Source organism: Candidatus Binatia bacterium (assembly GCA_036563615.1).
In the GTDB taxonomy this organism is placed as follows: domain Bacteria; phylum Desulfobacterota; class Binatia; order UBA12015; family UBA12015; genus DATCMB01.
This window is the reverse complement of the sequence record DATCMB010000014.1, coordinates 64480-76468: the sequence shown is the minus strand read 5'-3', so window position 1 is coordinate 76468 and position 11989 is coordinate 64480. Positions and strand designations below refer to the sequence as shown.

Annotated in this window: 15 protein-coding genes; 6 read left to right on the top strand and 9 right to left on the bottom strand. The window is 69.8% G+C overall.

From position 1 onward, the window contains the following. The first annotated feature begins 163 nt into the window (after nt 1–163). On the top strand, nt 164–706 hold the full coding sequence (locus VIS07_10870) for a PEP-CTERM sorting domain-containing protein (GenBank protein HEY8516004.1): 543 nt from the start codon (nt 164–166) through the stop codon (nt 704–706). Between the two features lie 50 nt (nt 707–756). Here VIS07_10870 and VIS07_10865 read toward each other — a convergent pair whose 3' ends face one another. From VIS07_10865 to VIS07_10855, 3 genes are all read right to left on the bottom strand, one after another. Further along, nucleotides 757–1341 carry a hypothetical protein gene (locus VIS07_10865; GenBank protein HEY8516003.1) on the bottom strand — a complete coding sequence of 195 codons (585 nt, stop codon included), beginning with the start codon at nt 1339–1341 and terminating at the stop codon, nt 757–759. 104 nt (nt 1342–1445) lie between these two features. Next, entirely contained in the window at nt 1446–3026 is a 1581-nt protein-coding gene (locus VIS07_10860; protein ID HEY8516002.1) for a carboxylesterase/lipase family protein, read from the bottom strand. A gap of 35 nt (nt 3027–3061) precedes the next feature. Further along, nucleotides 3062–3712 carry a TetR/AcrR family transcriptional regulator gene (locus tag VIS07_10855; protein ID HEY8516001.1) on the bottom strand — a complete coding sequence of 217 codons (651 nt, stop codon included), beginning with the start codon at nt 3710–3712 and terminating at the stop codon, nt 3062–3064. Nucleotides 3713–3925: 213 nt separating this feature from the next. Here VIS07_10855 and VIS07_10850 point away from each other — a divergent pair, with 213 nt between their 5' ends. Both VIS07_10850 and VIS07_10845 read left to right on the top strand, forming a co-directional pair. Further along, complete coding sequence (locus VIS07_10850) at nt 3926–4360, top strand: DUF1801 domain-containing protein (protein HEY8516000.1); 435 nt, start codon at nt 3926–3928, stop codon at nt 4358–4360. A 192-nt stretch (nt 4361–4552) separates the two neighbouring features. After that, on the top strand, nt 4553–4957 hold the full coding sequence (locus tag VIS07_10845) for a hypothetical protein (GenBank protein HEY8515999.1): 405 nt from the start codon (nt 4553–4555) through the stop codon (nt 4955–4957). Nucleotides 4958–5040: 83 nt separating this feature from the next. On the opposite strand, the gene VIS07_10840 is transcribed toward VIS07_10845, so the two are convergent. Further along, the gene (locus VIS07_10840; GenBank protein ID HEY8515998.1) at nt 5041–5874 is read right to left on the bottom strand and encodes an isocitrate lyase/phosphoenolpyruvate mutase family protein; all 834 of its coding nucleotides are present in this window, start codon (nt 5872–5874) and stop codon (nt 5041–5043) included. A gap of 181 nt (nt 5875–6055) precedes the next feature. Then, nucleotides 6056–6244 carry a hypothetical protein gene (locus VIS07_10835; protein ID HEY8515997.1) on the bottom strand — a complete coding sequence of 63 codons (189 nt, stop codon included), beginning with the start codon at nt 6242–6244 and terminating at the stop codon, nt 6056–6058. 264 nt (nt 6245–6508) lie between these two features. Between VIS07_10835 and VIS07_10830 the strand changes: the two genes are divergently transcribed. Both VIS07_10830 and VIS07_10825 read left to right on the top strand, forming a co-directional pair. After that, nucleotides 6509–6844, top strand: a complete 336-nt coding sequence (locus tag VIS07_10830; GenBank protein HEY8515996.1) for a hypothetical protein — start codon at nt 6509–6511, stop codon at nt 6842–6844. Between the two features lie 389 nt (nt 6845–7233). Beyond that, on the top strand, nt 7234–7512 hold the full coding sequence (locus VIS07_10825; GenBank protein ID HEY8515995.1) for a type II toxin-antitoxin system ParD family antitoxin: 279 nt from the start codon (nt 7234–7236) through the stop codon (nt 7510–7512). On the opposite strand, the gene VIS07_10820 is transcribed toward VIS07_10825, so the two are convergent. The 4 genes from VIS07_10820 to VIS07_10805 are packed head-to-tail and all read right to left on the bottom strand — an operon-like array spanning nt 7484 to nt 10307. After that, on the bottom strand, nt 7484–8269 hold the full coding sequence (locus VIS07_10820) for a thiamine pyrophosphate-dependent enzyme (protein HEY8515994.1): 786 nt from the start codon (nt 8267–8269) through the stop codon (nt 7484–7486). The two genes, VIS07_10825 and VIS07_10820, sit on opposite strands and share 29 nt — an antisense overlap. 16 nt (nt 8270–8285) lie before the next feature. Then, nucleotides 8286–9437: a 3-methyl-2-oxobutanoate dehydrogenase subunit beta gene (locus tag VIS07_10815; protein HEY8515993.1), complete on the bottom strand. Its 1152-nt coding sequence runs from the start codon at nt 9435–9437 to the stop codon at nt 8286–8288. Nucleotides 9438–9472: 35 nt separating this feature from the next. Then, nucleotides 9473–9727 (bottom strand): 4Fe-4S binding protein, encoded by a 255-nt coding sequence (locus VIS07_10810; GenBank protein ID HEY8515992.1) that lies wholly within the window; start codon nt 9725–9727, stop codon nt 9473–9475. Nucleotide 9728: 1 nt separating this feature from the next. Further along, a complete protein-coding gene (locus VIS07_10805; protein ID HEY8515991.1) occupies nt 9729–10307 on the bottom strand; it encodes a 2-oxoacid:acceptor oxidoreductase family protein in 579 nt (192 codons plus the stop codon). Nucleotides 10308–10474: 167 nt separating this feature from the next. Between VIS07_10805 and VIS07_10800 the strand changes: the two genes are divergently transcribed. Beyond that, a complete protein-coding gene (locus VIS07_10800) occupies nt 10475–11986 on the top strand; it encodes a glycosyltransferase (GenBank protein HEY8515990.1) in 1512 nt (503 codons plus the stop codon). The last annotated feature ends 3 nt before the right edge of the window (nt 11987–11989 follow it).

Below are 11989 nucleotides of genomic sequence, written 5' to 3'. Positions count from 1 at the left end.
TGCGCGTCGGCGGCGCACGCCGGCGCCGCGAGCTGGCTCGAGCGGTTGCGGTAGCGGAACCTGCCCGCCTTCGCCGAGCAGCCGTCGCCACGCGGTCTTTCCGTTTTCGCTCGATCCGGGTCGCGAGTTGCAACGCCGAGCGGATCACGAGACACGTGATCGCATGAGGCTGCGCGGCCCGCCGTCCATCGCCGTCGTCGTGCTCGCCTACTTGGCTCTTTGTGCTTGCGACGACGGCTCCACGACGCGGGGCTCGCTGACGTGGACGTGGCGATACACCGGCGTCGGCCCGGACGGCGCCCCGATCACGGCGCGCGGCGTGTTGCGCACGGATCGCGATCCCGACGGCGATGGCTGGTACGCGATCGAGAGCATCGAGGGGCAGCGCAACGGCGTGCGCATCACGGGTCTCTATCCCGCCGGCCAAGCCATCCCCGGCAACGTCGATCCCGCGAACGGCGCTCCGTTTGCCGGCGACAACCTCCTGCGCCAGAGCGGCGCGGCCCACACGCCGCAGCTCGACGAGAACGGGCTGCAGTTCTCGCTCGGCGACGGCACGTACTCGAACGTCTTCTTCGCGTCGTTCCGCGAACCGCCGACGTACCTCGAGTTTCACTCGGTTCCGCCGTTTCCCGAGGGCGTGGTGCCGCCGAACAGCGAGCTGCCGGGGACGTTCTCGGCGGAGGTGCGCGTCCTCGGGGAGTGACGGGGCGGGCTAGGCGCGAGCGTCCTCGGCCTCTTCGATGGACGTGCGGCTCACTGCGCCAGCGCGGCGATGCACTCCTCGCGCGCCCGCCACAGGTCCTCGAAGCTCCGCTCGCCGACGATCTCGGGGTGCTCGCTCATCCACTGCCGGAGGTAGCGCTGATGGAACGCGAGCTTGTACTCGCCGATCTGCTCGGGAGTAATCGCTTCCTCGTGCAGGAGCTCACGGATCGGCTCCGCCGGCTCGACGCCGGAGCGCGTGACGTCGATCCGACGTCCGGCGTACGTCAAGTAGCAGTGCGCCTCCGGAAGCCACGGGAGTCCGTGCTTCTCGAGCACCGCTCCGACACCCGGCGTGTTCGCCTCGCGCATCGCGTAGATGCCGAGCATGAGCGAGAGGGCGATGCCCTGCTCGCGCGCGAGCGCGGCGAGCAGGGCGTGCTTGGTGCTGCACGTTCCCTTGCTCTCGCGGAGCACGGCGGCGAAGTCGCCGCGGTCGGCCGTGCGGCCGTAGGGGAGGGCGTGCAGGTGTCGACCGGCGGTGCGGAGGTCGCGGATGCCGAGCGCGAGAAACGCTGCGCTCAGCGGACCCGCCGGTGTGAGCTCGTGGTCAGGCAAGGCGATCCAGGACTCCATCACGACGCCTCCGCGGCTGCGACGTCGACGACGTGCCAGCCATCCTGGAGCCTACAGCAACACGTCATTCACGGCGAGGCGGTCGCGTCAAGCACATCTCCCGCTCATCCGCCAGCGAAATCCTTCCAGAACCAGCACTTGTGAAACGCGTCGAACTCCGACATCGGCCGATACACGCGCCCGGGCGGCACGAGTGACGCAAGCCAGCCGTCGCCCGAGCGCCTGAGCGGACGCCACCCTCCGCCCGGCTCGCCGTACTTCGCGAAGTTCGTCCAGGCGCGAATCATGTCGTCGGAAAGCGCTTCCTGCTCCGGCGTGAACATCGGGTCGTAGCCCGCGTAGTCGAAGAGGTACGGCAGCTCGAAGCCGTGCGACGCGCCGTAGGGGAAGGTCGCGGGCGGGAAGCCGAGGGTGAACGCGTTCTCGTCGGCGAACTCGTACGCGTAGACCCGCGTGCGCTTCGCCATGGCGAGGTCGGCTTCGAACGCGGGACACGCAAAGATGTAGTCCGTCAGGAACGCCGTGTAGCAGAGGTCGAGGCTCGGGTAATCGCTCGTGGGGTACGCAGCCAGCACCTCGGGCGTGCGCGGGCCGAAGAACACGCTGGTGAGCACCGGCAGAAGCTCCGGCGTCAGCGGACCGATTTCTCGATTGACGTAGAGCGCGATGTAGAGCCGCATCTCGTCGCGCGTCGTGCCGTTCATCACCGGCACGCGGTGGAACTTGCCGCTCGCGAGCGCGGCGTCGATCGAGCTCGGCAGGACGTGGCCGTCGACGTTGGGCGTCGCGGCGATCCCGATGAGCGCGGGATTGCCGAGCAGGCTTTGGTGTTCGACCAGGGTCTCGACCGGCACGGCGCGCAGGCACTCCGCCGTCTGGTCCGTGCACCCGACCGCGCTGGCGAACGCCTGACCCATGGCTTCCGCCTCGGCGAGCGTCGGCAGACGCTGCTCGGACGTGCCGCTCTGGCTGATCGCGCGCTGGAAGAGCCCCTTCGCGGTCGGCGAGACGAGGTGCGTGAAGACGCTGTTGCCGCCCGCCGACTCGCCGAAGATCGTCACCCGCCGCGGGTTGCCGCCGAAGGCGGCGATGTTGCGCTGCACCCACTGAAGCGCGAGCTGCTGGTCCATGATCCCGTAGTTGCCCGAGCCGCCGTACGGAGATTCGGCGCTCAGCGCGGGGTGGGCGAGAAAGCCGAGCGCGCCGAGTCTGTAGTTGATGGTGACGACGATGACGTCGCCCTGCGTCACCATCTTGGTCGGATCGAACTGGCTTCCGGAGCCGAGGAAGTACGCGCCGCCGTGGATCCAGAGCATGACCGGGTAGCGACGGCCGCCGTTCTGCGCCGCGCGCAGCGCCTTGGTCGGCACGTAGACGTTGAGGAAGAGGCAGTCCTCGTTCGTGGCCGTGGGGGCCGGACACTGCGGGCCGAACCTGGTCGCGTCGAGCGGCTCGGTCCACGGGGCGCGCGGCTGCGGCGGTCGCCAGCGCAGCTCGCCGACGGGCGGCTCGGCGTAGGGAATCCCGAGGAAGGTCGCGATGGTGGCGGTCACCGTCCCGACGACCGGCCCTTCCATCGTCTGGACGGTCGGCGACGGCAGTGATTGCGCTCGTGTCGCATGCGCCGACGCCGCCAGCGCGAGGCCACACGTCAGCACGAGTCCGACGACGTTGCGGAGAAGCATGCGGAACACTCCTGTTCGGTCGGTGGCGACCTTGCTCACTGTGTGCTTGACGAGCTGGGTTGGCGCTGCGCGTCGGGCGCGCCTTGCGGCATGACCAGCAAGGCCACCTGCTTGAGGGCGTCGAGCACTTCCGTGATGCGCGCCGGCTCGCGCACCAGGATGCGGTGCAGCGCGAGGCCGTCGAGCAGCGCGACCGCGAAGCGCGGCGCGACGTCGTAGAACGGATTCGGCTCCTGCGGCGGCGGAAAGAGCGCGCGGAAGGTCTCCTCCATCGTGTCGCGCAGCCGCTCGTTCATCGACGCCACCGCCGGTCGCAGCTCGTCGTCGGTGCGCGCGGCGACGACGAGCTCGAGCCACGCATCGAAGGTCGGGCTCTGCACGAGCGACCACAGCAGGTCGATCGCGGCCGTCACGCGATCGCTGCCTTCGGGAAGCTTCTCGAACGCCGCGATGAGCTCGGCGCGCCGCCGTCCCAGCAGGTGCTCGACGGCGCTCGTCACGAGCTCGACCTTGGTCGGGAACTGGTGCAGCTGCCCACCGCGCGAGACGCGGGCGCGCCGCGCGATCTCGGGCGTCGAGGTGCGCGCGTAGCCGAGCTCGCGCAGGCAGTCGATCGTGGCGTCGAGGATGCGCGCGCGGGTCGCGGCGCTCTGCTCGGCCCGAGTCTTTCGCCGCGGCGCCCCCATCGGTGCGGGTCGGATAGCGGGTGCGGAGACAGACAGTCAAGACTGACTGTTGAAAGTGACGCTAGTTCAGTAGGTTGGCGGGGTGTGGTGGCGGTTGGCGGAGCGCGCCGGGGGCGGGCGCGCGTCGCCCGGCCACGATCCGAGGGGTAAGGATCTGGGTGCTCTCGTATGTCGCGGGGGCATCGTGACCGTCGCAGGAGCGAGGAGCAGCGCATGAAGGAAGCGGCGACGACCGGGGCGCAGTCGGCGTCCGAGCTCGTCTCGAAACGCATCGCCGAGCTCGGCGACTGGCGCGGCGCCACGCTCAGCCGGATTCGCGCCCTCATCAAGGAGGCCGACCCGGACGTGGTGGAGGAGCTCAAGTGGGCCAAGGCGACGAGCCCGGGCGTTCCCGTCTGGTCGCACGACGGGATCATCTGCACCGGCGAGACCTACAAGAGCGTCGTCAAGCTCACCTTCGCGAAGGGCGCATCGCTGAAGGATCCAGCCGGTCTCTTCAACGCGAGCCTCGAAGGGAAGGTGCGCCGCGCGATCGACATCCGCGAAGGCGACCCGATCGACGAGGCAGCGTTCAAGGAGCTCGTCCGCGAAGCCGTCGCGCTCAACCGTGCGAGCACGTCGAAGCGCTCGAAGGCCGCGACGCGCTAGCGAGCTCGAGGATCCAGAGAGCGTTGCATGGAGCACTCACGGTTCGCCGTGTGCGAGCCGCATGACGGCTCCTGCGCTTCGGCTTTCGTTCGCAGGTGTCGTCTCGGGGCGACGGGTGCGATCGTCGTCGTCAATCAAATTGTCTTGACGCAACTCCGGCGGCGTGATGGCTGAAGGCCAAAGGAGGCCAGCATGTCCGTCATCAAGCGTGCGGCCATCGTCGTGGCGGCGATTCTCATCGCCGGAGAGGCGTCGGCGCTCGACATGTGCTTCGAGGGCGGCGCGCAGTTCTTCGTGGCAAAGAGCTACCGGCGACCGCCCAAGGGGACGTGCCGCCCGCTCACGGGATACGAGGCCTCGACGAGCGTCCCCTTTGCGGCGAACGGTACCGCTTGCCTGAACGTCAGCGGCGATACGCTGTACGTGCAGTGGGTCGCGATCGTCGGAGCCGGCAGGGTGTTCATCGTCCGGATGACGCTTCCCCATCCCTCGCTGACGGGAGGGGAGTCGCTCTTCAGCAACATCAGGGAGACCGGTACGGTCGTCAACGTGACCGGAGGGCGGGCGTTCAAGTGCAAGCCGCCGCCGATCCCGTGAGCGCCGAGCGAAGCGCGTCGGCTTGGGTCGCCTCCGCAGAGCTGCTGCGCGCAGACGTGAGGCGATGCGCCACGAGCCGACGTTCAGCGCCCAGCCTCAAACACCGCGTTCAGTTCGGGAAACGGCACCGCTCCCTCGAGCCCCTCGAAGCTCCCGTGCTCCGCGATCTCGCTCGCCGCGCGGATGAACGCGCCCCACGCCGTGCGCGCGAGCGCCGAGCCGACGCTGATTCGCCGCACCCCGAGCTCGGCGAGGTCGCCGACGGTGAGGCCGACGCTCGCCATCATGAGGACGTTGACCGGCTTCGGCGCGACCGCGCGCACGATCGCGGCGATGTCCTCGCGCGTGCGCGGACCCGGTGCGAACAGGACGTCGGCGCCGGCGTCCGCGTACGCTTGCAGGCGCCGGATCGCGTCGTCCAGCGGCCGTGGATGTCCGACGAGAAAGCTCTCGGCGCGTGCCGTCAGCAGGACGCGCACGCCCTTCGCGTCGATCGCCGCGCGCGCCGCGCGGATGCGCTCGACGGCGAGCGTGAGATCGTAGAGCGGTCGATCTTCCTCGCCGGTCGCGTCCTCGACCGAGAGACCGGCGACGCCGGTATCGACGCACGCCGCGACGTTGCGCGCCACGGCTTCGGGCTCGTGCGCGTAGCCGTTTTGGAAGTCGGCGTTGACCGGCAGGTCGGTCGCGGTGACGATGGCGGCGACGTGGGCGAGGACCTCCTGGAGCGAGCAGCCCGACACGGTGTCGGTGCGGCCGAGCGTGAACTGGAAGCCGGCGCTGGTGGTCGCGAGCGCACGAAAGCCGAGGTGACGCAGGTAGCGCGCGCTGCCGACGTCCCAGGGGTTCGGAATCACGAAGCAGCCGGACTCGTGCATGCGCGCGAATGCGGCGCGGCGGCTCTCGAGGTCGTGCATGACCGGCATCCTTTCTCGGTTGCGGGGGCATGTCGACCGCGTCCGCGTGACGCGAAATCCACGCTCGGAGATTCGCGTGCGGCACGAGCCACGCGGATGTCGGCGCTCGATCGTCGGCGACGAGCCGGTGCGCTGCGCAGCCGGCTACCGGCAGCGACGCGCGTCGCTCTTCGCGTGCGTTCTAGTAGGCGGGCACGACGAGCAACGATTGCGCCGAGCTTTCGAGTGAGACGGCTGCGCGCACCTTCGATTTGCTGAATTTCCCGGCGCGGAGCAGGACGTGAGGGCTCGTCAGCACGGCGGCCGTGCCTCGGACAGGCAACGCCAGGAAAGCGATGCAGCCGACGATCGACAGTGCGAGACGGAGCATGACCGACCTCCTTTCGACCGGGGCGACGAGCCCGCGCATCGCTGCGCCACCATCCGCCCGCACGTCCAGTGACAATCGGCTTCTGGCTCCAAGCGAAAAAAATCTGCTGGATGGAACGAACTTCATTGACTCCGTCGACGCATCCGTGAGAGCAACGACGGACCTGGCACGTCCGCCTCAGACGGGCCTTGGAGAGAAGGCCCTTGGGAGCCGCGCATGGTCAGAAAGCCTCTGGGGTTTGCGCCAGCAGTCGGAATCCTTTTCTTGGCGTCGACGGCAGGTGCTGCGGTCAAGACCACCCCGGCGCTGCAGAAGGGCCAAGCGGACTACTTCGTCTGCCGCGTGCTGAACGCCGGTCCAAAGCAGCTGTCCGGCCTCGCGCTGAGGATCCACGACAGCAACGGTTCGGTGCTCGCGGTAGCCAGCCCCATCGCGCCCTCTCCGGGTTCGACGACGTCCGTGGCGTACTTCGGCAACGACCAGGTCGGGTACTGTACGCTGGAGGGGGCGTTCGCGAGGAAGCGTGCGCTCCTGACGTTCTGCGCCGTGCGGTCCGGCGAGACGATCTGCGAGAACGCGGTGGGCGACCCGGGGCTGTGACCGGCTCTCTCGCTCGCCACCGTCCCTCGATCTCCTTCCGGGCCACCGGCGCGTTCGACGTAGCGGCGCTTTCGGGCGCGCCGGCGTCCGTGCGAGGCCGCGCTGTGAGAGAACCGTGCGAGGTGAGGCAGTCCCGCGAAGAAAACTCAGCTTGAGCACCGCGCGACGCGGTGAATAGAGTCCCGGGCAGGCGTCAGGCACGCCGCTTTCGAACCCGCAGCATCGGAGCCCGAAATGCCTGCCATGCCCGCAGCCCCCCCCTGGCGGATCCCGGCGAGCCTCGAGCTACGAGACGAGTTGCAAGTCGCAGCGACCGAAGCGGTCTGGGCACTTCGAGCTCTGTCCGAGAATTGTGACAAACATTGCCAATTTCTGGCAGCTCTCGCGCCATGGCGACGACGACCATGAACATCTCGCTGCCCGATGCGCTCAAGGAGTTCGTCGACTCCGAGGTAGCCTCCGGCGGCTACACGAGCGCGAGCGAATACATCCGAGAGCTCGTGCGCGAGCGCAAGGCCAAGAAGGAGCTCGACCAGCAGCTTCTCGCTGCGCTCGAAAGCGAAGATCTGGGCGCGCTCCCACCGGATTTCTTCGACAAGCTCCGGCAGCGAGCCCGCGCACGCGGCCTCGACCCGCTACCTACACCGTCAAGTCACGCGGGCGCTTGAGCTCTCCCACCGGGAACACCGGCAGCAGGTTCGCCTCCTGAAACCTCGGCCCCTCCGCCGGCGTCACGAACCACCCCGTCGGGCACATCGTCAGCACCTCGACGAGCGAGAACCCGAGCCCGCGCCGCTGCGTCTCGAGCGCGGCGCGGAGGAGCTTCTTCGTCTTCTTGACGCCCACCGGCGTGTGCACGGTCCCTCGCGCGAGGTACGCGACGCCCTCGAAGCCAACCAGCATCTCGGGCAGCCGGATCGGGTAGCCGTGGCGCGCGGGATCGCGTCCGGACAGCGTCGACTTCGTGCGCTGGCCGATCACCGTCGTCGCCGTCATGTGGCCGCCGGTCTCGCCGAACGCCGCGTTGTTGAGGCAGATCGCGGTGATCCTCTCGCCGCGCGCTGCCGCGTGGATCACCTCCTGCAGACCCTCGGTGATCATGTCGCCGTCACCCTGCAGCGTGAACACGAGCCGGTCGGGCAGCACGCGCTTGACGCCGGTCGCCTGCGCGGGGGCGCGGCCGTGCATGGCCTGCTGACAGTCGATCTCCATCAGCGCGGCGAACGCGGTGTAGCAGCCGATGCCGAGCACGCAGATGGCGTTCTCGCGCTCGCCCATCTCGTCGATGCTCTCCATCAGGACGCGCACCGCGTTGGGCTCGCCGCAGCCGGGGCAGAGCGAGTGCGTGTTGGTGCCGAGCAGCGGCGAGCGCGTGAAGACCTTCTGCATGCCCGGCACGTCCGGCGCGTGTGTCGCGTCGCTCATCTCTCGCTCCGTACGATCACGCGGCGCTGCGCCGCGGATACACCTCGCGCAGCCTCTCCAAGATGTGCAGCGCGTCGATCTTCGGCCCGACGCCGAACCCCGAGCCGTCCATCGAGATCTCGCCGATGAAATGCACCGGCGCGCGTCCCTCGACGCCGAGCCGCACGTCCTGCACCATCTGCCCGGCGTTGTTCTCGAACACCGCGACCGGCACGCCGCGCGCGCCGAGCTCGGCGTATTTCGCGTACGGGAACGGCACCAGCGTGTACGGCCGCACGTAGCCGACGCGCAGCCCTTCCTCGCGCGCGAGCTTCGCGGCGAAGCGTGCGAATCTGCCGAGCACGCCGAACGCGCTCACCACGAGCTCGGCGTCGTCGAGCCACGCGGTCTCGACCCGCGTCTCGCGGGCGGCGATCTCGCGGTGGCGCTCGACCGCTTCGCGCATCGGGCGCGTCGTGTCGACGCCGTGCTCGCCGGGGCCGATGCCGGCGTGCGGCTCGGCGTCCTCGCTGCGCATGCCGAGCGACGTCAAGAGCCGCGGTGGGCGGCCGCGCGCGCCGGTCGTCGCCCAGGTCTTCTCGGGCAGCGGCTCGAGCGTGTCCGGTGGCGGCGTCAAGCACACGGTCTCCGACGTGTGGCTCAGGATGAAGTCGCCGTAGATCAGCACGGGGTGGCGCCACTTCTCGGCGAGGTGAAACGCACGGTACGCGGTGTCGACCGCTTCCTGGGCCGACGCGGGCGCGAGCACGATCATGCGGTGCGAACCGTGTCCGCCGCCGCGCGTGCACTGGAAGTAGTCGCCTTGCCCGCGGCCCATGTTGACCACCACCGCCGGGATGCGGCCGAGCACCACCTCGGACAGGCTCTCCTGCATGAGGCTCATGCCGTTGGTGGTCGAGGCGATCATCGCGCGCACGCCCGCGCCGGCCGCGCCCCACACCATGTTGATGCCCTCGATCTCGGACTCGACGTTGATGCACACGCCGCCGACCTCGGGCATGCGGCGCGCCATGTACTCGAGCACCTCGGTCGAGGGCGTCATGGGATAGCCGCAGTAGAAGCGACATCCCGCCTGGATCGCGGCCTCGGCGAGCGCGTGTCCGCCTTCCAGGAACGCACGCGGCGCCGCGCCAGCCGCCGCCACCTTCGCGCCCGAACCGACACTCACCTCCCGCACGCTCGGGCCTGCGTCCGTCGTCACGCTCACGCCCGCGACTCCCCGCGCGCCGCCGGCACGGACGGCCACACCGCGCGGAACACCTCGAAGCAGTAGTCGGGACAGATCTCCGCGCAGAGCTCGCAGCCCGTGCAGCCGTCCTTCAGCACGGGGTAGCGAAAGCCGATCGCGTTCACGGCCTGCGACATCTCGAGCACCCTGGGCGGGCACACCGGGATGCAGAGCTCGCAGCCCTTGCAGCGCTCGACGTCGATGCGCACCGTGCCGACCGCCTTCGCCACCTCAGCTCGCTCCCTTCCACGCCGGCGCGCTGCGCGCGCACGCTGCGACGGCGGCTGCTCCCGCCTGCAGGCAGCGGACGTTGATCGGGATCGTGTGGTGCCGGTAGGGCGGCAGGAGCTGGCGCAGCGCCTCCTCGAGCGACGCCGCTTCGACCACGCCGGTCAGCGCGCAGAACGCGCCGAGCGCGACGAGGCTCTGTCCTTGCGGGTACTCGAGCTCCGCCGCGAGGCGACCCGCGTCGACCGCCTCCCAGCGGCAGTCCGGACGCGTCGCGGGCTGCGCGAGCAGCGTGCGGTTGTAGAGCACGACGCTCCCAGGACGCAGCTTGCGCTCGATCGTCGCGAGCTCCGCGGGGTGCATCGCGATCGCGGCCCAGGCCCACGGCACGACCGGCGGCGCCTCGACCGGCTCGTCCGCGACCACCACCGTGCACTCGCTCGAGCCGCCGCGCATGCTGCCCATGAACATGCTGAACTGCATGACGTACCGGCCTTCGAGCATGCCGGCGTGCGCGAGCATCTTGGCGGCGAGCTGCACGCCCTGGCCGCCGATGCCGGAAAGAAGGATCTCCCGCTCCATGGCGACTTGCGCTTTCGCGTGCGGAGACCGATATACGCCCGCGCGCCCAACGCGGGAAGCTTCGTCGTTGTGCCCGCGGGCACAATCCGCGCAGTTTTCGGACGCCGATGGAGGTGCGACAGAAGCGCTGGCTCGCGCGCGACATTTCGGGAAAGCTCGATCCTCACATGGCTTCGGAGACTTCCAGCATCGCCCCCGACCACGAAACGAGCCGAACCCCCGACCCGGCGCCCGCGCCCTCCGGGGACGCGCGCACGCTGCTCGTGCTCACCTACCGCTGGCCGCCGCAGGGCGGGGTGAGCGTCCAGCGGGTGACGAAGTTCGTCAAGTATCTCGCGCGCAAGGGCTGGCGGCCGGTGATCCACACCGTCTCGAACCCGTACGCTCCCGTGCGCGACCAGGGGCTCGAGCGCGACGTGCCGCCCGGCGTGACCGTGTACCGCACGCCGACCGTCGAGTGGGAGGCGATCGAGTCCTCGCTCGCGAACGTCGTGCGCAAGCTGCGCGGCGGGTCGGCGAAGCGCGCGCCCGCGCGTGACAACGGCGACGCCGACGCCGCCGACACGCTCGCGCGCGAGGCGGCGACCGGCACCGTCGGACGCACGGAGCGCGAGGCGCGGCGCATGCGGCACGGACAGCTCGGCGCGCTCGGCAACTTCGTCTGGTCGCGCCTCCTCGTGCCGGATCCGCAGATCGTCTGGGCGGGCGCGGCCTACGTGCGCAGCCTCGCGATCGCGCGTCGCGAGCGTCCGGCGGCGATCTTCTCGACCTCGCCGCCGAACTCGGTGAACGTGCTCGCCGCGGCGCTCGCCCGCAAGCTCGACGTGCCGTGGATCGCCGACCTGCGCGACCCGTGGACCGAAGGTCCGCGGCGCAAGCAGTGGTACCCCGGCAACCCGCGCCGCAAGGAGCGCGAGGAGCGCTGGGAGCGCGAGATCTTCGAGCGCGCGCACTCCGTCGTCGTGACGACGGAGGCCACGCGCGCCGACTTCCTGCGCAAGTACCCGTCTTGCCCGCCCGACAAGGTGGTCGTCATCACGAACGGCTTCGACCCCGAGGACTTCGCGCACGTGACGAGCGAGCCGCGCTTCCTCGAGCCGGGGCTGCTGCACGTCACGGTCACCGGTACGGTCGAGACGCTTTTTGACTTGACGCCGTTTCTCACCGCCGTGCGCGACCTCGTGCGCGAGGACGCCGACGCGCGCCGTCTGCTGCGCGTCAACTTCGTCGGCACCAAGCGCCAGCCGCTCTACGACGAGTTCATCGCGCGCGAGGGCATCGGCGACGTGGTGCGCTTCTTCCCGTTCATGCCGCATGCCGACAGCGTGCAGTACGTCGCCGACAGCCAGGTGCTGATGCTCTGTCAGGTGCCGCGCGAGGACTCGGGCGCGATCAAGATCCAGGGCAAGATGTGCGAGTACCTCTACACGCGCAAGCCGATCCTGGCGCTCACCATCCCCGGCGAGACCGCGACGATCCTCGAGCGCGCCGGCGTCGGACGCATCGTCGACCCACGCGACGTCGGGGCGCTGCGCGGCGCGCTCGAGCAGCTGCTCGCGGAGTTCTGCGCCGGCGGCTTGATCGTTCGGCCCGACGAGGCGACGATCGACGAGTTCGATCGCGCCAAGCAGGCCGAGAAGCTCGACCGCCTGCTGACGGCGGCGGTCGCAGGACGCTGAGGA